Here is a 16846-nt window from a genome sequence, read left to right as displayed (position 1 = left end):
TTGGCTTCCTTGACTGATAGTGACTCAGGCTTTCGGGACGGCGGCGTTCAGGCCCAGCTCACCGAGCACACGACCGCGCGACTCGTCGTCGGCGAGTACACCTTCGATGGCTTTACGGAATGCAGGGGCATTACCCAACGGACCTTTAAGGGCCACCAGCGCGTCGCGCAGTTCCATCAGTTTTTTCAGCTCAGGCACTTGCTCGACCAGGCTGGCTGGATTGAAGTCCTTCATCGAGTTGACGCGCAGCTTGACCGCCAGCTCTTCGGTGTCGCTCTCTTCCTGTAGACGGTTAGGCACGCTCAGCGTCAGGCTCAGCTCCTGCTTGGCCAGCACTTCATCGAAGGTCACTTTGTCGATGCTGATCGGCTTGCGGTCCTCCACCTTGCGTTCTTCCATACGCTGGGTGTAATCACCGATTGCGAGCAGCTTCAACGGCAGTTCAATCTCTTCCTGAGCACCACCGGTGGCGGGTTTGAAGGTGACGTTGATGCGTTCCTTGGGGGCTACCGAGCCTTCTTTGGCCATGGCTTTTCTCCTTGCGGTTGTTGGCCCTGGGGCCTATTCGAGTACCACTTCGAGGTCGAGGTGGCACAGCCTGCGATAAATCTCTTCCTTGCGTTCTCGCACTGCGTGGTTCTGCGGCAACAACTCACAACAGCTATGCAGGAGGTGCAGCACTTCCAGCGCAAGATCCGGCTCCCAGGCATGCAGGCCCGAGCACTGTAATTCTTGATCGAGGGTTTCGAGCTGGGTCTTGGCCAGCTCGTATTTCTTGGCCATGAAGCACAGCCGCGCCAGGCTGAACTGCCAGAAAAATCGCACACGCCTACCGTGGGCGTTTTGCAGACCTTGCTTGAGGATCTGCACGGCAGCCTTGAGGCCGTCCTTGCGCAGGACCGGTAATACCTGTTCGAGGGCTTCTTCCCAGGCCGGCTGGCTGGCGGTCGTTTCGACCTTACGCGGCGCACTGGCGCTTTGCAGATGGGGCATGACGTGGGCGCTGATCCAGCTGCGGGTGGCCGGATCTGCGAACGGTGCGCCGTCGTGGAAGCGCAGCTCTACTACGCCGGGCAAGCGTTGGAGCAGGAGCGCGAAGTGAAACTCCACTTCGCGCATCGCCTGGTCGGCGTTCAACCCTTGCAAGCATTCCCAGGTCAGGCGCTGGCCGTCGAACCAGAACGGCGCCTGGGCCAGACTGGCTTCGACCTCCACCAGCAGATCGGCGTATTGCCCATTGGCGTAGCGCTCCTGGTAGGTCTTCAACTTGTCGACCGGCAGCCCGCGCAGAGCAGTGATCTGCTCGGCATTACGCTCGGGGACGGCATCAATGGGCAGCCACAGCATGGTGCGGTTCAAGCGTAGCGCGCGCACGTCGATGGCTTTCTGCTTGAGCCACCAGGCGCACAGTGGACGGGCGTTTTCCTGCAACGCACGCAGGGCCTTCTGGGCTTCCTTCTCGTTGTCGATCGGTGCGCCGGGGGTGAACAGCTGGTTGGCGACCTGCTGGACTTGTGCCACTACCGCCCGGACAACACCGTGTTCCGGTTGGTTGTCCGCGGCACGCTGGACCATGGTTTTCAAGCGACGGCAAAGCGGCAGCAGCAGAGGCGCATCATCCGCCAGATGCTCTGTGAGCAAGGCATCCAGGCCTTCCAGATGCTCGACCATGCACCGAAACAACGGCAGCTGTTCCTTGATCGGGATGTTATCGCTCAGCACTTGCTCAAGACGCAGTACCAGCCAGCCAACAGCAGCCGCTCGAGTACGCCATTTGGCGGGGTGGACCTGCGGCCAATGGTTTTCACACAGATAGTGCAGCAAACCAAAGCCCGCCAGCAGGCCCGGAAAGGATTCACGCTGATACAGCGCCCAGGTCAACCAAGCTGCAACCCGCAAATCCTTGGATTGGGTACGCAGCAAGACCTCACCGATCTCTTGTACTTTCAGCCAGTCGATCTGGCCGCTTTCATGCATCGACTGCGCTTTAGCCAGCTCACTCTCCAACGCCTCGAACTCGCTCGAAAATCGAACGTCCTCGCCTGCAAAACTTTGTTTGCAAATAGCTGATTTCGCGAGCTCAAGATAGTGAGCTGATAGCTTGCTTGAGTAGGACATTTATGACTTTTTCATTAAAGTTAGCCGATGCAACCTCTTGGTTTTAATGTGTTTTGTGCATGAGTAGAACGCCCAGGCTTATGCTGCCCCCAGCGCCTGCCTTTAACACAAGCGAAATTCGCTCATCCAGACCCTGCAACGCGACAGTAGAGTCGAACTTCAAAGATACACAGGGCTGGCAATAGTTCCCATGAGACGATTCTTAACGACCTGTAGGAATTTTCCCAAGGCAATTAGAAGGAGCGCCCCATCAAGCATGGTATTGAACTATTTTGGCGACAGAGTGAAACCGGACAAAAACTCAGCCCCAGGGAAGCCCTGAGGTCTGGCTAGACGTGAAACATGATAAACTTGAGACTTCGTTTAGTAAGTATTAGGACTTCCATATGGCAAGACAGATACTATTGCCTCTTTGCACTCTATTGCTGCTGACAGGCTGCCAAGCGCAATCCTCGCCCCACCCTAAAAGCCAGAAGCTATCGCCCGAAAAAGTCGCCCAGATAGCTGAGACCATCGAGCAGAAATACCCAAAGCTTTCCGCTGAGGTGCGCGGAAACTTGCTGAATACCGTGGTGCAGTCGCTGGACAATATGGTGTTCATCGAAGGTGGCGATTTCCAGATGGGGGATTTTGGTTGGCCGTATGACGATGACCCTACAGATTTGTGCAACTGGCCATGCGGGCTCGACCGAGATCAAATGGGCAACATCACCATGTTCGGTGATGATGACTTCGTTCACCCCATCAAGTTGAGTAGTTACTACCTGTCGAAATTTCAGACAACGATAGGTGACTTCGATTTATTTTTCATTGCTCAGGGCAAACCTGTTTTTAATGCAGAGCGCCGTAAACGTGAAGATTTAAAGTCTCTCCATCAACCTAATCTGCCGGCTCCCGCCCAAAGCTGGCAAGAGGCGAAGGAATACTGCGGCTGGCTAGGTCAGTTGAGTGGTTACCCTGTAGATCTACCGACTGAAGCGCAATGGGAATATGCTGCCCGCAATCGCGGCCAGCACGTTGTATTTCCTACTGACAATGGCAGTTTGAATTACGGGCGAAACTTTCCAGAACCCGATGAAATGGATACATTTCCTGTGGATAAATTTGTCCCTAACCCATTGGGTATCTACAACCTTTCGGGTAATGCGACTGACTGGGTCAATGACTGGTACGAAAAAGATTACTACCGGCAATCCCCCGTTGAGAATCCGCAAGGACCAAGCACTGGCATCCAACGAGTTTGGCGAGGTGCAAATATGCTAGAGGGCCCGCTTCTAAGCGCCAGTACGGTGCGCCGCTGGGGTGTTGAACCGATACAAGGTGGCCACTATGCCGGTGTCAGTTTTCGATGTTCAATCCAATCTGGAAAACCGCTCTAACTTTAAAAACAAAGGCGCTTATTAAGCGCCTCTGTTGCGAGACTCGCCACTAATTCAAGCCAAGCCATCAAACCGCCCGCTGTTACGAGCAACCAGCAACAGCCCCTCTTTACGCCAAGCATTGCTTGGACTCCAAGCCACTCTGTCCGAAGTCTCAGTCAGCTGATTAATTGCCAGATTATCAATAAACCGATTGAACTGATTTTGTTCATATCCGTCCAATAATGCGTTGATTCTTTCCAAGCTCACCATCGCATTGACCTTCCTCGCCTTGGGTGAGCAATGCTCGAGCACCTCGATAAATTGCCGCCAGCTCCGTATCTCTGAGAGGAGAATGACAAGCGCCTCTTCTTGCCGCTCGTTAAAGCTCTCAACAAACCCCTCTGTCAATAGATAGATCATTGGGCCTAACGTTTCGGGCGGAAGCAAGCTAAAAGGCAGGGATTGCCCCCGAATCATCATAGCTTTATTGTTTTTATGCTTGTCCACATAGCTCGCCAAGTTTTGCGCCTCGGTCTTAGATGCGGCACGTACTTTCCACCAGTCCCGCATCGCAACAACACCATCATCAAACGCCTCATTAACCACTTTAATGGGAGTGGTTGCTACCTGATACAGGCCTGAGGCCATGTAGCTAAAAGCCTCGTTCGTCACCCCTAACAAATGCCTATAGTCCATGTCAGCCAAGGCATTGCAAAACAGCAATGTCAACTTTCCAACCTGCTCAATGTCCACCACTGTACCAAACCCACCTCCGGCACCGGGGCCCAACACCATGGAGCCTCTACAGTAAGCGCTAATCGATCTTTCGAAATATCGAGACCAAATTCACCACTTCCCCCAATCCCGAACGCCGCATTCCCTTCCGCGCTGATTTTCGCCAACGCGACCCAATTGCTGCTGGCATTGGCCTGGCCGACGACGGCTTTCCCTGTACCTTGTTTATCCGGCTCAACCCACTCAAATGAGCCGCTTAGGGCGCCGCCAGCCTGGGCCCCGGCAAACGCATCGCCCTTGACACCGATGTTGCCACTTGGACCGACCTCCATTGTCGGTGTACCTAGCAGCGCACTTGCACCTGCCGGGGTTTCGGCAGGTTTGTACTGCGTTTTAACCCCTGCTTCACCCTGTACCTTGGCACCAACAAAACACGACAACTCCAGCTTGCCGGTCAGGCGAAACACGCCCATGGGATGCAACACTTCCTTGCCCAGGGCATTGCGATAGGACATGGTGGCGACACAGCCGCCCACACTGGGGAATGACCGGGTTAACGATGCGGAGCCCTCTGCTAGCGAGAATGCCGCACTGCCTTTGACACCAACATCGATACTCCCTTCCTTGGGGTTCCAGTTGTTCACCCCCGCACTGGCGCTGGCAACAAAGCGCAGGGCGTGCGCGTCTGCGGTGACGGCATAACGCGCGGCATCGCTCTGATTGGAGGTCCAGGACACCTCTCGATGCAAGGTGTTGAGCAGATTGTCCTCTTTGCTGTTCCAACTGCTGAGCTTGAATTCAAGACTGCCCAAGGGGCCGGCCTTGCGCCCTGCGCTGATCCCCGCTTTGATGTCCTTTATCAGATCGCTGGCCAGTTGTTTGCTGAACGGCTTGCCGGCCATGATCCGCGTCGGGACGCGAACATTCCATGAGGTGGTGTTGCGGTACGGGATCGAGATGTAGTGACGCCGAGTGGGGTCGCTGAACAGGATGATTTCCACCACGGTAATACCGGATTTGGTTTGCTTACCCTGCTGACGTTCAATGCTGCGCCCCTTGCCATGCTTCAAGTCGGGTGCCGCGCTGTTGGCCGTACTGGAACTGTCTTCTGGCTCGGCTGTTCTCTGTGCTGCCAGTTGGGCACGGAGTTTGCCGATTTCCCTATCCAGCTCCAGGACCTTTTTGTTCTGCAAGGACTTCCAGTTGGATTCAAATTGCCTTGTTCCGGCAAAGCGCATGGTCAGAGCTGTTTTTCAAGCTTCTCAGCACCTGCACTGCTAACTCGGCGTAGATGACGATCGATTCAAATTCTCAATAACACAAATGCGGAACGAATATCTGTCAGACAATTCTGAAAATTTCTAGGAATTCTCAGAAAGCGAGGAATAAAACGAACACCCCATCAAAAATGGTAATGGAATATATTGTGGCAACAGAGTGAAGCTGTAGAAAAATTCAGCCAATGGGAAGCCCTGAGGTCAGGCCAGACCTAAAACATGATAAACTTGAAACTTTGTTTAGTAAGCATTAGGACTTCCATTATGGTAAGACAGACACTATTTCTTCTTTGCACCCTATTGCTACTGACAGGCTGCCAAGCACAATCCTATCCATTGCCTGAAAGTCAGAAGCTCTCTGCCGAAAAAGTCGCCCAGATAGCTGAAACTATCGAGCAGAAATACCCAAAGCTTTCTGCAGAGGTTCGCGGCAAGCTGTTGAATACTGTCGTGCAGTCGCTGGACAATATGGTGTTTGTCGAAGGGGGCGAATTTCAAATGGGGGATTTTGGTTGGCCGCACGATGATGACCCCACCAACTTGTGCGACTGGCCATGCGGTGTGGAGCCTGCGAGGATGGGGCCGATCAGTATGGGCGCTAACAATAAATTTGTTCATCCCGTCAAGCTAAGCAGCTACTCACTATCAAAATTTCAAACAACACTGGAGAATTTCGATCTATTCTTTAGTGCGCAAGGTAAGCCATTGTTTGATGCTGAGTACCGTGAGCGAGAAGATTTAACATTGACGCTGTACGCGCCTAATCTGCCAGCTCCCATTAAAAGTTGGCAAGAAGCCAAAGATTACTGCGTTTGGCTAGGGGAGCTTAGCGATTTCCCAGTAGATTTGCCAACAGAGGCCCAATGGGAATTTGCAGCACGCAATCGCGGTCAATATGTGGCGTTCCCTACCGACAACGGTAGCCTAAATTACGGGCGCAATTTCCCAGAGCCAGCTCAGCAGGACACTTTCCCCGTAGACAAGTTTGTCCCAAACCCGCTGGGCATCTACAATCTTTCGGGTAATGCCACCGACTGGGTTAATGATTGGTATGACAAAGATTATTATCTCCATTCACCTGTCGATAATCCAAAAGGGCCAGAAACCGGAACACAACGGATACGCCGTGGTGCAAATGTAGCAGAACATCCGCCAATCAATGCCAGCACAGTTCGGCGCTGGGAAGATTCCCCCGTAGCGCATGGTTACTATCCTGGCACGGGCTTTCGCTGCGCAATTCAATCCCAAAAGCCACTATAGTTTTATCAACAATAAAGGCGCTAATCAGCGCCTTTATTAAACCATCCGCCGTCCAATCTAAACCAAACCGTCGAACCGCCCGCTGTTACGAGCGGCCATCAGCACCTTCTCTTTACGCCATGCGTTGCTTGGACTCCAAGCTACCCTGATCGGATTCTCAATTGATTGGTTGATCGCCAGATTATCAATAAAACGATTAAACTGGTTTTGCTCGTGACCATCCAGCAAGGAGTTGATCCGATCGAGACTCTTCATCGCATTAACCTTCTCCGCATTGGGCGAGCAGTGCTCAAGCACTTCGATAAACTGGCGCCAGCGGCGGACCTCTGAAAGCAATATTACAAGAGCCTCTTCTTGTTGCTCGTTAAAGCTCTCAACAAACCCTTCGGTCAGCATATAGACCATTGGGCCAAGAGTTTCCGGCGGCAACATACTAAACGGTAGGCTTTGCCCACGAACCGGCATGACTTTATCGAACTTATGACTGATGAGGTAGCTGGCCAGATTTTGCGCCTCAACTTTAGACGCCTGACGCCTTTTCCACAAAATGTTTATTTCATTTCGCCCCAATTCAAACGCCTCACTCGCCGTCTTCGTGGGAGAGGTTGCTACTTGGTACAGCCCCGAAGCTAAATAATTAAACGCCTCCCCCGTCACTCCCAACAGGTGCCTGTAATCCATATCTGCCAACGCATTGCAAATCAGTAAGATCAGCTCCCCGACCTGATCGATATCCACCACCGTACCAAACCCACCGCCAGCACCCGGCCCCAAAACTACGGAACCCTTGCAATTAAATGCCAATCGGTCCCTCGAAATACTGATACCAAACTCACCACTGGCACCAACCCCCAAAGCAGCATTCCCTTCCGCTTTGACCACAGCCAGCGTGACCCAATTGCTGCTGGCATTAGCTTGCCCGACGAAGGCTTTCCCCAACCCTTGTTTATCCGGCGCAACCCAATCAAAGGAACCGCTTAGGACGCCGCCAGCCTGGGCACCGGCAAACGCATCGCCCTTGACACCGATGTTGCCACTCGGCCCGACCTCCATTGTCGGTGTACTTAGCAGCGCACTAGCACCAGCCGGGGCTTCGGCAGGTTTGTACTGCGTTTTAACCCCTGCTTCACCCTGTGCCCTGGCTCCAACAAAGCACGACAACTCCAACTTGCCACTCATGCGGAACACGCCCATGGGTTGCAGCACCTCCTTACCCACGGCATTGCGATAAGCCATGTTCGCGACATACCCGCCCTGGCTAGGGAAAAACCGGTTCAATGACGCCGAAGCCTCTGCCAAAGAGAATGCCGCACTGCCTTTGACACCAACATCGATACTGCCTTCCTTGGGGTTCCAGTTATTCACACCGGCACTGGCGCTGGCAGCAAAACGCAGGGCGTGAGCTTCTGCAGATACCGCATAGCGCGATGCGTCGCTCTGGCTGGACGTCCAGGACACTTCCTGATGCAGCGTGTTGAGCAGGTTGTCTTCTTTACTGCTCCAGGTACTGAGCTTGAGTTCAAGATTGCCCAAGGGGCCTGCCTTGCGCCCTTCGCTGATCCCCGCTTTGATGTCCTTTATCAGATCGCTGGCCAGTTGTTTGCTGAATGGCTTGCCGGCCATGATCCGCGTCGGGACGCGAACATTCCATGAGGTGGTGTTGCGGTACGGGATCGAGATGTAGTGACGCCGAGTGGGGTCGCTGAACAGGATGATTTCCACCACGGTAATACCGGATTTGGTTTGCTTACCCTGCTGACGTTCAATGCTGCGCCCCTTGCCATGCTTCAAGTCGGGTGCCGCGCTGTTGGCAGTGCTGGAACTGTCTTCTGGCTCGGCTGCTCTCTGTGCTGCCAGTTGGGCGCGGAGTTTGCCGATTTCACCATCCAGCGCCAGGACCTTCTTGTTCTGCAAGGACTTCCAGTTGGATTCAAATTGCGTTGTTCCGGCAATGCTGGGCGTGTAACGCTGATACCAGTCACGCGCCTGCTGCAAGGTCGCCAGTTGTCCCTGAGGGTCGCTATCAGTCGTCAGGGGAACCGCTTCGGTCGCTGGCGGCTTGGTCTCGCGCGTCAACAACCCCGCCTCTTCAGCCTTGACCGCCCAGGCATCTTTGACGCATCGGGCGCAGGCGCAGCTGGCCTTGGGATCTTGAAGTTTCTTGCACTGAGTGATGGGCAAGGCGTTGGCCAGGTTCTGATGCAGTTCATCCATCAGTTTCTGAACCGCGTTGATTTCCTGCTTCAGTGCCTTGGACTGTTTGTCGGTTAACACATAGAAATGCGGCTCGCCAGTAATATGTGCGACGTCAACCAGCTCCTCGTCACATTGGGCCTGCCCCTTGAGCGCGGTCGAGCTGGTGTTATCTGCATGCATCGGTGGCGGCAGTTCGAGTTTTGGCGCGGAGCCGGGAAGCTTCAACTCCCACCCGGCTTTGATGTGGTTGGGGTCGTTGATGATCGGGTTAAGCGCCTGAATTTCAGACACTTTAGCGCCATGTTGCTGGGCAATTTCCCCCAGGGTATCGCCATGTTTAACCGTGTAAGTGCTGCTCATCCATCATCATCCTTGTGATTCAGAGACGCTCAAGCTCAATCAGCTTGTCGCCAAGACCCAGGTCATCACGGGCCAGTAATTCGGTATGCGGGGATCGACTCCAGAAGTCATCGCCCTTGCTCAGCGACAGGCGCAGCCAGCGCTCCTGCTCGGCCAGTTGCAGATACCCTGCTTGCTGGGCCGCGAGTAGCTGTCGATATACAAAGGCCGCCGGCCCGGACATTGGCAATACCGCCTCATAGTCCTGAGCGAACCGTCCAGCCAGCACCTTCAAGCGCTGCTGATCCATCAGGGCCTGGCGCTCGTGCCCCAGGTGCAACCAACCCGGCGCTTGAACTTCGGGCTCTAGTTCGGGGTGTGGATGAGCCTGATGACGCCAGCCCAGCTCGTTGCGCCAGGCGATGTCAGTAAGCGGCCCCATGAACTGCAACAGCTCGGTTTCATCGAGGCTGCTCAACAACGGCTCCAGCCAGCGCGGTTCAAAAAAGCGCATCATCTGGGCGGGTGAGTCATCGGTGCTGACGGTGAGCAGACTGCGCCAATGTCCAACGGCCTGCTCGAAGGATTGTTCATCCTTGAGGTAGGCCACACAGCCGGCATCGGCCTGTTCAAGCAGCGTACTGGCATACGCCAGCAACGCATCGGGTAACGGACACAGCAAGGCGAATGGCCCTGCGGCCTGCAAGGCTGTATAGGGAGTGCTGTCGAATAGCGGGACGCAGCGTTCAGCCCCGTAGCTGATGACCTGATCGACATGAGCCTGCAAGTCCGGGTCAAAACTGGCATCCAGAATCACGCACAAGATTCCCGGTGCTACAGGCGTTTGAAAGGGCGACGAGATGGATTGGATCATGCAGTCTTACCTGGATGGTGAATCGGGCAATGACCTGAGGCGTCAAGCTGGCAGCCCGGAATGGGCAAGAGAGCACCGGCCACCGATTGCTGTTGATAAAACGGTACGCTGGGAAGCGGCAGTGCCGCGGGTGCCGACAGCCCTTCAAGCATTCCAGGCAACACTGGGGCAGCAGCGGTTCCCGCAGTCGGTGCACCACCGATTTGAATCTCGGTACTGCTGAAAATGCCGCCTGGGCCAATGACGATATGCTGACCACCACCTTTCAAGGTGATGCTGGCCCCAGCATCGAGGATCAGATGGGCACCCGCTTTGAGGTGGACCTGCTGGCCGGCCTCGATCACCAGCGTTTGCCCGACTCGGGTATGGCTGCTGCTCGCGACTTGCAAATAGTCGTTGGCCTTGAGATCTACTTTACGGTCAGCGGTGACGGTGCGTTGCTCTTCAGCTTCCAACACAGCAATGCTGTTGCCCTTGATGGTTTCCCGGCGCTCGTTACCGACTTCCAGCCGGCTGTCATTTTCGATCTTCTGCGCCATGTCGCGTTGAGCACGCAGATAGATCAGCTCCTGACCGCTGCGGTCTTCAATCGACAGTTCGTTGTAGCCGCCACTGCGCGGCGAACTGTGGCTGCGCAACACCGTCTTGGTTTTGTTCGCCGGCAAGGGATATGGCACAGGTGTAAGCTTGTTAGGCACGCAACCTGTAATTAACGGATTGTCGGGGTTACCCTCCAGGTAGGTCACCACCACTTCCATACCGATGCGAGGAATGGTCACCGCACCGAAACTGTCCCCCGCCCAGCTCGATGAAACCCGTAGCCAGCAACTGCTCTTGTCACTGCCAAGTTCGGCGCGGTCCCAATGGAACTCGGCTTTGACCCGCCCATGCTCATCACAGAAGATTTCTTCGCCCACAGGTCCGGTGACACGGGCGGTCTGGCTGACCAACACCGATTTGCGCGTGACCAGCGGCGGCCGATAGAACACATCCCAGGGAATTGCACTGAACGTATTGCGGTAACCTTGGGTGAAGCCGTCTTCGGGCTTGCTGTCGCTGGTGACCGACTCCTCAAGGACCTGGGGCTGCTTTCCGGAGTGGGTCACACTGAGCAATAGCCACAAGTCGTTGCACTGCTGACGCGGGTGCTCGGTCAGGTCGAAGAAATGACCACTGCGCAGAGTCGGCTGATCGCTTTTACCCTCAGCCAATTGGTAGTCGGTGCGGTGCCGTTCCAGCGCCTGTCGAGCCAACTGTTTCCCACGTTGTTCATTCTCGATCAGCGCTGGGTAGCGGTAGTCTTCGAGTGCAGGGCTAAACTCAGTGGTGAATTGGCTTTCCAGCAATAGGCTTGGACGTTTCAAGTCATAGCCACGGCGGGTGGTCGTGCTGGTACGCGTGCTGAAACGCATGGAAAACTGGCTGATGACTGGGTTATCCGCCGCCAGACCGGAGCCTTGCTGATAAGGTGTTGCTCCCAGCTTGGGAAAATAGGACTGATCGTCGGTAAACACCAGCCGATGGCCATCCTGGCTGTGTTGGTGGTGCCACGAAATCCCGTCTTCACTGAGCAGGCGCTGGATGAATTCGAAGTCGCTTTCCCCATACTGAGTGCTGTATTCGCGTTCGGGGCTGGTGCTGACATTAAAGGTAAAGGCATCGGCCTGAATCCCATGGCCCTGGAGCACTTTGGCCACGATCTGCGGCACCGTCAGGTGCTGGAAAATCCGCTGGTTGTGGCTAAATTTCAAGTAATGCAGTGCCGGCACCAAGGTCAGGTGGTAACGAGTCAGGCGTTTTCCGGACTCACCCACGCAAACATCTTCGATACGCCCGTGAAGACCTTCGCCGTTCAGGCCGAACCGGAGAAATGCCGACTGACTGAGCAGGCTTTCCAGATCAAAGTCGGGGTACTCGCTGACCAGTTCAATGTGGATCGCGTACAAGGTGCTGATGGCTTCAGTACCATCAAAAGCTAGTACCTTGAAATCATTGCGAACAGCAGGGATTAGTAGTTCGAAATGCGCGGTATTGGCCGACGCGAACATAGGCTTGTCCTAAAGCTGGGAGAGAAGAAACGATCGACAGAGAAGTCCTGTCCCAAGAGCAACAGCCATGCTGGGTGCGTCCGATTAGCTGAGCTGAACATCCCACGCTCCTCTCTGTAGGCACTTCAGAAGCAACAAACAAATGCATGGGCCAGCACAAGGCATGGTCCATGCGGTGTGACGATTGGGAAGCCTTAGCCAGCGACCGGCGTACGCCAGTCATCGGAACCGGAAGTACCGGAGACTTCGTGGGTCCAGGTGATTTTGCGGTAGGTGAAATGCACGTCTTCCAGGTGGGTGAAATGCGAGTTCGCCGGGTCCTGGCAGTTATGCATGTAGTCCTTGATGTCGACGATAATCGCGTCTTCCAGGGTGGTGGTGTAGTAGTGCTCCTGGGTGCCGGCAGCCGAGGTGCGGTACCACTGGATTTCGATCTTAGTCAGACGCTCACCGGAGGTCAGGGCCGCCAGCAGCAGTGGCGAAGCCTTGTCGAAGACCTTGGTGATGACAACGGGCTTGTGTACGCGCTGGCCGGTGGGTTGGCCGGACTGTGGGTCACGCGGGATGATCACTTCGTGCTGGAAACCCTGAACCATGACCTGGTCTTCGTGACCTTCCTGGTAGGTGTTGCCAACCGAATCAGCGGTGAAGGCACCGGCGGTGATCAGACCTTGTTTGGTGCCAGTGATGGACATGTATGCTGGTGTAGCCATGGATGCTCTCCTTGCTGGAAAAATAGAGGTGCCCGATGGGTAAAACACCCGGTGGGTACCTGTACAGTATTCAAGAGGCATGCCAGAAGCCGATTAAGCCATATGGTCCGGGGCTTACAGCATCCTTCCTCTTGGTTAAAGCCACTATTCATATGAGAAATAGATGAAAAGTGCGCAACTTCTTGCGCAGTACTGTGCAAGAAGTTGCGCACTCGTCTGTAAGCCTTGAGGTTCGTGACTTGCGGCGATGTACATGGGCAGTATCGACATTTGAGTGCGCAACTTTTTGCGCACTCTGCCAAAAAATGAAGGAAGGGACTGCGAAGCCGACGCCGCAGTGGGCCGGGTCCAGCTAAACGCCCCACGACATCCTCTTCATGTCAAAAAAGAGGTCGATGATAGCGAAGAGTCTCGCATTGCTTCCGGCTTGAAACTGTCTGGATAGCCGTGGAGTCTGTGGGCACGAGCGCACAGAGGTCGATAGCGTCTTCGCAAAACAACCAGCGACTTGAGCAGCCCCCTCACAGGTCGTACTCCACCGCCCCATCCGCGAGGTCAGACAGATCCAGCGGCCGCATCGCGCCCATCCACATGGGGTAGTCGCGGTGGTCGCGCAGGTCGCTGCCGGTGATGGGGTGCACCAGCACGGTCAGGCCATTCCGATTCAGCGCCAGCCAGGGGATGACCTCGCCGAACAGCTCAGGCTTGAAGGCCAGCTGGCAGCTCCAGTCGGGGTGGGGGCCGACGGGCTTCTCGTGGACGCGCCCCATCTTCAGCGGAAAGCGCTGCGCTGCTTCCTCGCAGAGTGCGCGGGCCTGATCGAGGGTGGATGCGTCGAAATAGACGTGGGCATGAAAGCCCTTGATGCGAGGTGTGGAGCAGTCCTGCATGTTCGCGTCTCCCACGTGACGAAGACCTCAATGGTACCCCGGATGCAGGGTCTTTCCAGCCTTGATCAGTCCTTCGCCGGAGGCGGGGCGGTGCTGCTGGGCAAAAGTTGCGGTGCCTCGCGTTCGAGCCGGCCCTGCAGGGCTTCCACCTGTTCCAGGGCTGCGCCGTTCTCACCCCGGGCTCGGCAATCAGCAACTGACGGAGCGGCTGGTCTCACATTAGCTGCGAGCGAGCTTGCATTCGGCTGCACCGGCTTGCATTCCATGGCTATGGGCTCACGCTTAGCTATAGAATCCGTGGGGAAGATCGCTAACACCCTCCTCTCCTGAGGGACACTTAGCAACCTCCCTTCGCAGCTCGGGTCAGTTGCTGTGAGGAGGATGGTCAACAGTCCAGCGAACTGAACACCGGCCACCCCTGTTCGTCGATGTGCAGCAGCTTGCTCAGTGCCTCCTCGGCCGCTTCGATCGCGTCGGAGCGGCGCGCGAAATACGTGCGGTCATAGACCTGGTGGAGCAGCGGCTCGACTGCCGAGTTGTGCGGCTTGACCGCAATGAATGCCAACGCATGGTCACCGTTCAAGCGCGCTTCGCTCCAGGCGGCGTGCCCTGGGAAGTCTCGTCTGTGCATGGTGGCCTCCTGGAGGTTGCTTCTCGAATGGGAGTGTGTGCTGTCCATCCTTCACCGGCAGGGCGGCTGAACACGACACAGCCCGGCAGGGCAGGCTCTCGATGAACCTGAGCCGTTCGCCGGCAGCCGTGAGTGTAGGCCAGCCTTTCGACCTGTGCTCGCCGCGGTTCAGGCGTTTCAGGTCCGCCCGCCCATGCGCCGGGGCCACCTTTTTGCCAACCTCACCGGCGACCGTGAGGACGCGGCGTGGATTGCTCGAGCCAGCGTCACCTGCGCAGCGCGCCTCGCCAGCGAATTTCATCGGGATTGCCCTCGGGCCTGCCGCATAGCTGCTACAGTGAAAACTCTTTCGTGAACTCCCCTTCTTCGGCCGCCTGCGAGGCGGCCTTTTCTTGGTTGGGCTTCGGGGCCAGGCGGGCGTAGGCGAAAGCCGATAGCAGCGCTGGAGCGTATTCCGGCTCAATCTGCTGGGCTGCCCCAGTTCGGATGCACATAGCCGAAACTGACGCCGGGTCCGCACGACGCCTGAAGTGGTAGAACAGTTCCAACTGGTTTTCCGGTCGCTGATTGGGTGAGGACAGTGCCAAGAGTGCCCTTACTCATGGCATCCGCGATTGGCCGATGATCCCTTGGCTCAGCTGTCGGATCGGAGCACTTCGCCGATGGGGCGCCATAGGTAGGCCGCAGGGCTTGCTGCATCGGGGCATAACGGCCTACTTCGGCCCCATGATATCTCTGTCAGCCCCGGCGCTTGCGGCACCCCTTGCTGCATTTTCAGGCGGCCGTTGTCATCCAGATAGAAAACCGCCGGTGTTGCCATGCGCCCAAGCTCGCTCATCAGCGCCAGGTTGGCGTCGAGCTGCTTCTGGACTTGCGCCGGAATTTTTTGGTTCTTCGCGGAATCAGGGGGAAGAGCGAGTTGACACTCAGGGAAGCGGCTAGATTGGCAGTCGCCAAACACACCAACCGCCGCCCCTCCTGTCACCGTGCGTCCTGTTGATCTTACCCAGTTCTGGCCAGGCTACGTTGCCCGCCGCCAGTCCGCCGACAACACCCTGACCCTCAGCCTGGAACCCCAGGCCGAGTGCCCGCCCCTTTGCGGGCGCTATCTGCACCTCTGCCCCGCTTGCGCCAGTGAAACGCTCGAGTGGACTGACCCCATGCTGGCGTTATTCTCCGATAGGCGGGCTAGCATTGACCTTCTGACGAACTAGTCTTACTAACCCCGGCCGGGTTAACGAGGGGATGAGCTTGGTCCCTTCATCATTTTTCCATCTGAAAAGAGGAGAAATATCATGGCTGAAGTAAAAAACAACTCCGCCGAACCGCAACACAGAACCCGGCTGCTGGAGGTGTCGTGGCAGGATATTCCTGGCCCCGGCGCCTATGTCGAATTGGGTTCGGGCGATCTGTACCGGGTGCCGAAAGAAGCGCTGCTGCAGGGTTCCTCGCCGCTTATCCGCAAGGAAAGCGCCGGCGCTTCCAGCCTGATGCAGGTCAGCAACAACCCGTACATCACGACCTTCGAAGCTCGCATGATTTGTTGCGAGCACAACATCGTGCCGAATTTCTAGTAGTTCGACTTTCGGCGCCTGCGTAGCGCAATAGCAGCAACTACGCAGGAGGATTACGAAGAGAAGCCCCGCGTCGCTGGTAATGCCGTTCAGTTACGACCCTTTGAGGTGAATGACAGCATAACGGGCGGGCTGCGCTGTAACAGGAGAGGGCAGGAACGTCCCGGTGGTTTGACCAGGACCAGTGACGAGTTGCGCAGCTGTCGGTGGGTCGAGCAGCAGCGCCAGCTCTCGCTGCAAATGCCCGACAGCGCCATTACCAGCGGCCCCTTGCCGGGGGAGAGTACCGATTGCCTGGGCTGATGCTCAGCTCGGGGGCAATCGTCAGCGTCGAAACATTCGGCTCCTCCTGCTGGGTGACCTGCGTCAGGGCGCATTTCAGGATGCGATTCCGAGTTTTCATGCCGTCTTCTTGTGCATGCAGAACCCCCCGCATTATGCGTTCGAAGCGGGCGAAACATGCATGGGGGCAACCCCGTCGTCTGCGCAACGAGCTGGTTTTTGAAGTGCCTGAACCGCCCCGACTTTCCCGGCTGTTCCCATGCAGCGGAGCCGGCTTGCTCATCGCTGGCCTCGTGGCCCTTGCCCACAAAGCTGCCCTGGCAACCCGGAGTGAGGAAGCTATCCCTAGGCATGGGCGCAGATGTGCAATCGTTGGCCGCGGCACGCGCAATCCGCCGCTTGGGCGGCATGGAGCGCCGGCCGTCCAATCTCGCGCGGCAGCGCTCACGGCACGACGGAAGGGTTACTGTTTTCTTGCAGGCCGGCAAGTCGCCTGCTTAACTTCGACCACCAAGTCGATACGTGACTGATTGGTTGCCACGGCCATC

The 16846-nt window shown here is 56.3% G+C and carries 15 protein-coding genes; 4 read left to right on the top strand and 11 right to left on the bottom strand.

Annotated features, from left to right (window positions below; all coding sequences use genetic code 11):
• Positions 1-24: 24 nt before the first annotated feature.
• Both tssB and tssA read right to left on the bottom strand, forming a co-directional pair.
• Positions 25-528 carry a type VI secretion system contractile sheath small subunit gene (tssB, locus tag NVV94_RS10685; protein WP_258447123.1) on the bottom strand — a complete coding sequence of 168 codons (504 nt, stop codon included), beginning with the start codon at positions 526-528 and terminating at the stop codon, positions 25-27.
• A 33-nt stretch (positions 529-561) separates the two neighbouring features.
• Positions 562-2118 (bottom strand): type VI secretion system protein TssA, encoded by a 1557-nt coding sequence (tssA, locus tag NVV94_RS10680; protein ID WP_258447122.1) that lies wholly within the window; start codon positions 2116-2118, stop codon positions 562-564.
• A gap of 386 nt (positions 2119-2504) precedes the next feature.
• Between tssA and NVV94_RS10675 the strand changes: the two genes are divergently transcribed.
• Positions 2505-3497 (top strand): formylglycine-generating enzyme family protein, encoded by a 993-nt coding sequence (locus NVV94_RS10675; RefSeq protein WP_258447121.1) that lies wholly within the window; start codon positions 2505-2507, stop codon positions 3495-3497.
• 54 nt (positions 3498-3551) lie between these two features.
• Here the strand turns inward: NVV94_RS10675 and NVV94_RS10670 are convergent, their stop codons facing one another.
• Together NVV94_RS10670 and NVV94_RS10665 are read right to left on the bottom strand one after the other, a co-directional pair.
• Positions 3552-4232: a hypothetical protein gene (locus NVV94_RS10670; RefSeq protein WP_258447120.1), complete on the bottom strand. Its 681-nt coding sequence runs from the start codon at positions 4230-4232 to the stop codon at positions 3552-3554.
• Positions 4205-5452, bottom strand: a complete 1248-nt coding sequence (locus NVV94_RS10665) for a hypothetical protein (protein ID WP_258447119.1) — start codon at positions 5450-5452, stop codon at positions 4205-4207. Before NVV94_RS10665 ends, NVV94_RS10670 begins: the two co-directional genes overlap by 28 nt.
• A 303-nt stretch (positions 5453-5755) precedes the next feature.
• Between NVV94_RS10665 and NVV94_RS10660 the strand changes: the two genes are divergently transcribed.
• Positions 5756-6751, top strand: a complete 996-nt coding sequence (locus NVV94_RS10660; RefSeq protein ID WP_258447118.1) for a formylglycine-generating enzyme family protein — start codon at positions 5756-5758, stop codon at positions 6749-6751.
• Between the two features lie 57 nt (positions 6752-6808).
• On the opposite strand, the gene NVV94_RS10655 is transcribed toward NVV94_RS10660, so the two are convergent.
• The 7 genes from NVV94_RS10655 to NVV94_RS10625 form a co-directional block, all read right to left on the bottom strand.
• Positions 6809-9307 (bottom strand): LysM domain-containing protein, encoded by a 2499-nt coding sequence (locus NVV94_RS10655; RefSeq protein WP_258447117.1) that lies wholly within the window; start codon positions 9305-9307, stop codon positions 6809-6811.
• Between the two features lie 19 nt (positions 9308-9326).
• A complete protein-coding gene (locus NVV94_RS10650; RefSeq protein WP_258447116.1) occupies positions 9327-10160 on the bottom strand; it encodes a DUF4123 domain-containing protein in 834 nt (277 codons plus the stop codon).
• On the bottom strand, positions 10157-12208 hold the full coding sequence (locus NVV94_RS10645) for a type VI secretion system tip protein VgrG (RefSeq protein WP_258447115.1): 2052 nt from the start codon (positions 12206-12208) through the stop codon (positions 10157-10159). Before NVV94_RS10645 ends, NVV94_RS10650 begins: the two co-directional genes overlap by 4 nt.
• Before the next feature lie 194 nt (positions 12209-12402).
• A complete protein-coding gene (locus NVV94_RS10640) occupies positions 12403-12921 on the bottom strand; it encodes an Hcp family type VI secretion system effector (RefSeq protein ID WP_258447114.1) in 519 nt (172 codons plus the stop codon).
• Between the two features lie 521 nt (positions 12922-13442).
• The gene (locus NVV94_RS10635; protein ID WP_119893963.1) at positions 13443-13811 is read right to left on the bottom strand and encodes a DOPA 4,5-dioxygenase family protein; all 369 of its coding nucleotides are present in this window, start codon (positions 13809-13811) and stop codon (positions 13443-13445) included.
• Positions 13812-14196: 385 nt separating this feature from the next.
• Positions 14197-14442, bottom strand: a complete 246-nt coding sequence (locus NVV94_RS10630; protein ID WP_258447113.1) for a hypothetical protein — start codon at positions 14440-14442, stop codon at positions 14197-14199.
• Between the two features lie 332 nt (positions 14443-14774).
• A complete protein-coding gene (locus NVV94_RS10625) occupies positions 14775-14990 on the bottom strand; it encodes a hypothetical protein (RefSeq protein WP_258447112.1) in 216 nt (71 codons plus the stop codon).
• A 747-nt stretch (positions 14991-15737) separates the two neighbouring features.
• Between NVV94_RS10625 and NVV94_RS10615 the strand changes: the two genes are divergently transcribed.
• Both NVV94_RS10615 and NVV94_RS26860 read left to right on the top strand, forming a co-directional pair.
• The gene (locus NVV94_RS10615; RefSeq protein ID WP_258447111.1) at positions 15738-16016 is read left to right on the top strand and encodes a hypothetical protein; all 279 of its coding nucleotides are present in this window, start codon (positions 15738-15740) and stop codon (positions 16014-16016) included.
• Between the two features lie 171 nt (positions 16017-16187).
• The gene (locus tag NVV94_RS26860; RefSeq protein ID WP_408733462.1) at positions 16188-16319 is read left to right on the top strand and encodes a hypothetical protein; all 132 of its coding nucleotides are present in this window, start codon (positions 16188-16190) and stop codon (positions 16317-16319) included.
• Positions 16320-16846 lie beyond the last annotated feature (527 nt).

Source organism: Pseudomonas sp. LS1212 (assembly GCF_024741815.1).
GTDB lineage: Bacteria > Pseudomonadota > Gammaproteobacteria > Pseudomonadales > Pseudomonadaceae > Aquipseudomonas.
The sequence above is the reverse complement of the archived record's forward strand: the minus strand, read 5'-3'. Positions and strand labels throughout refer to the sequence as shown.

Excerpts from the sequence above, each read along its gene's own strand:
- tssA (WP_258447122.1), bottom strand. The coding sequence starts at position 2,118 with ATGTCCTACTCAAGCAAGCTATCAGCTCACTATCTTGAGCTCGCGAAA.
- NVV94_RS10675 (WP_258447121.1), top strand. The coding sequence starts at position 2,505 with ATGGCAAGACAGATACTATTGCCTCTTTGCACTCTATTGCTGCTGACA.
- NVV94_RS10660 (WP_258447118.1), top strand. The coding sequence starts at position 5,756 with ATGGTAAGACAGACACTATTTCTTCTTTGCACCCTATTGCTACTGACA.
- NVV94_RS10650 (WP_258447116.1), bottom strand. The coding sequence starts at position 10,160 with ATGATCCAATCCATCTCGTCGCCCTTTCAAACGCCTGTAGCACCGGGA.
- tssB (WP_258447123.1), bottom strand. The coding sequence starts at position 528 with ATGGCCAAAGAAGGCTCGGTAGCCCCCAAGGAACGCATCAACGTCACC.
- NVV94_RS10645 (WP_258447115.1), bottom strand. The coding sequence starts at position 12,208 with ATGTTCGCGTCGGCCAATACCGCGCATTTCGAACTACTAATCCCTGCT.
- NVV94_RS10635 (WP_119893963.1), bottom strand. The coding sequence starts at position 13,811 with ATGCAGGACTGCTCCACACCTCGCATCAAGGGCTTTCATGCCCACGTC.
- NVV94_RS10640 (WP_258447114.1), bottom strand. The coding sequence starts at position 12,921 with ATGGCTACACCAGCATACATGTCCATCACTGGCACCAAACAAGGTCTG.
- NVV94_RS10665 (WP_258447119.1), bottom strand. The coding sequence starts at position 5,452 with ATGCGCTTTGCCGGAACAAGGCAATTTGAATCCAACTGGAAGTCCTTG.
- NVV94_RS10630 (WP_258447113.1), bottom strand. The coding sequence starts at position 14,442 with ATGCACAGACGAGACTTCCCAGGGCACGCCGCCTGGAGCGAAGCGCGC.
- NVV94_RS10655 (WP_258447117.1), bottom strand. The coding sequence starts at position 9,307 with ATGAGCAGCACTTACACGGTTAAACATGGCGATACCCTGGGGGAAATT.
- NVV94_RS10615 (WP_258447111.1), top strand. The coding sequence starts at position 15,738 with ATGGCTGAAGTAAAAAACAACTCCGCCGAACCGCAACACAGAACCCGG.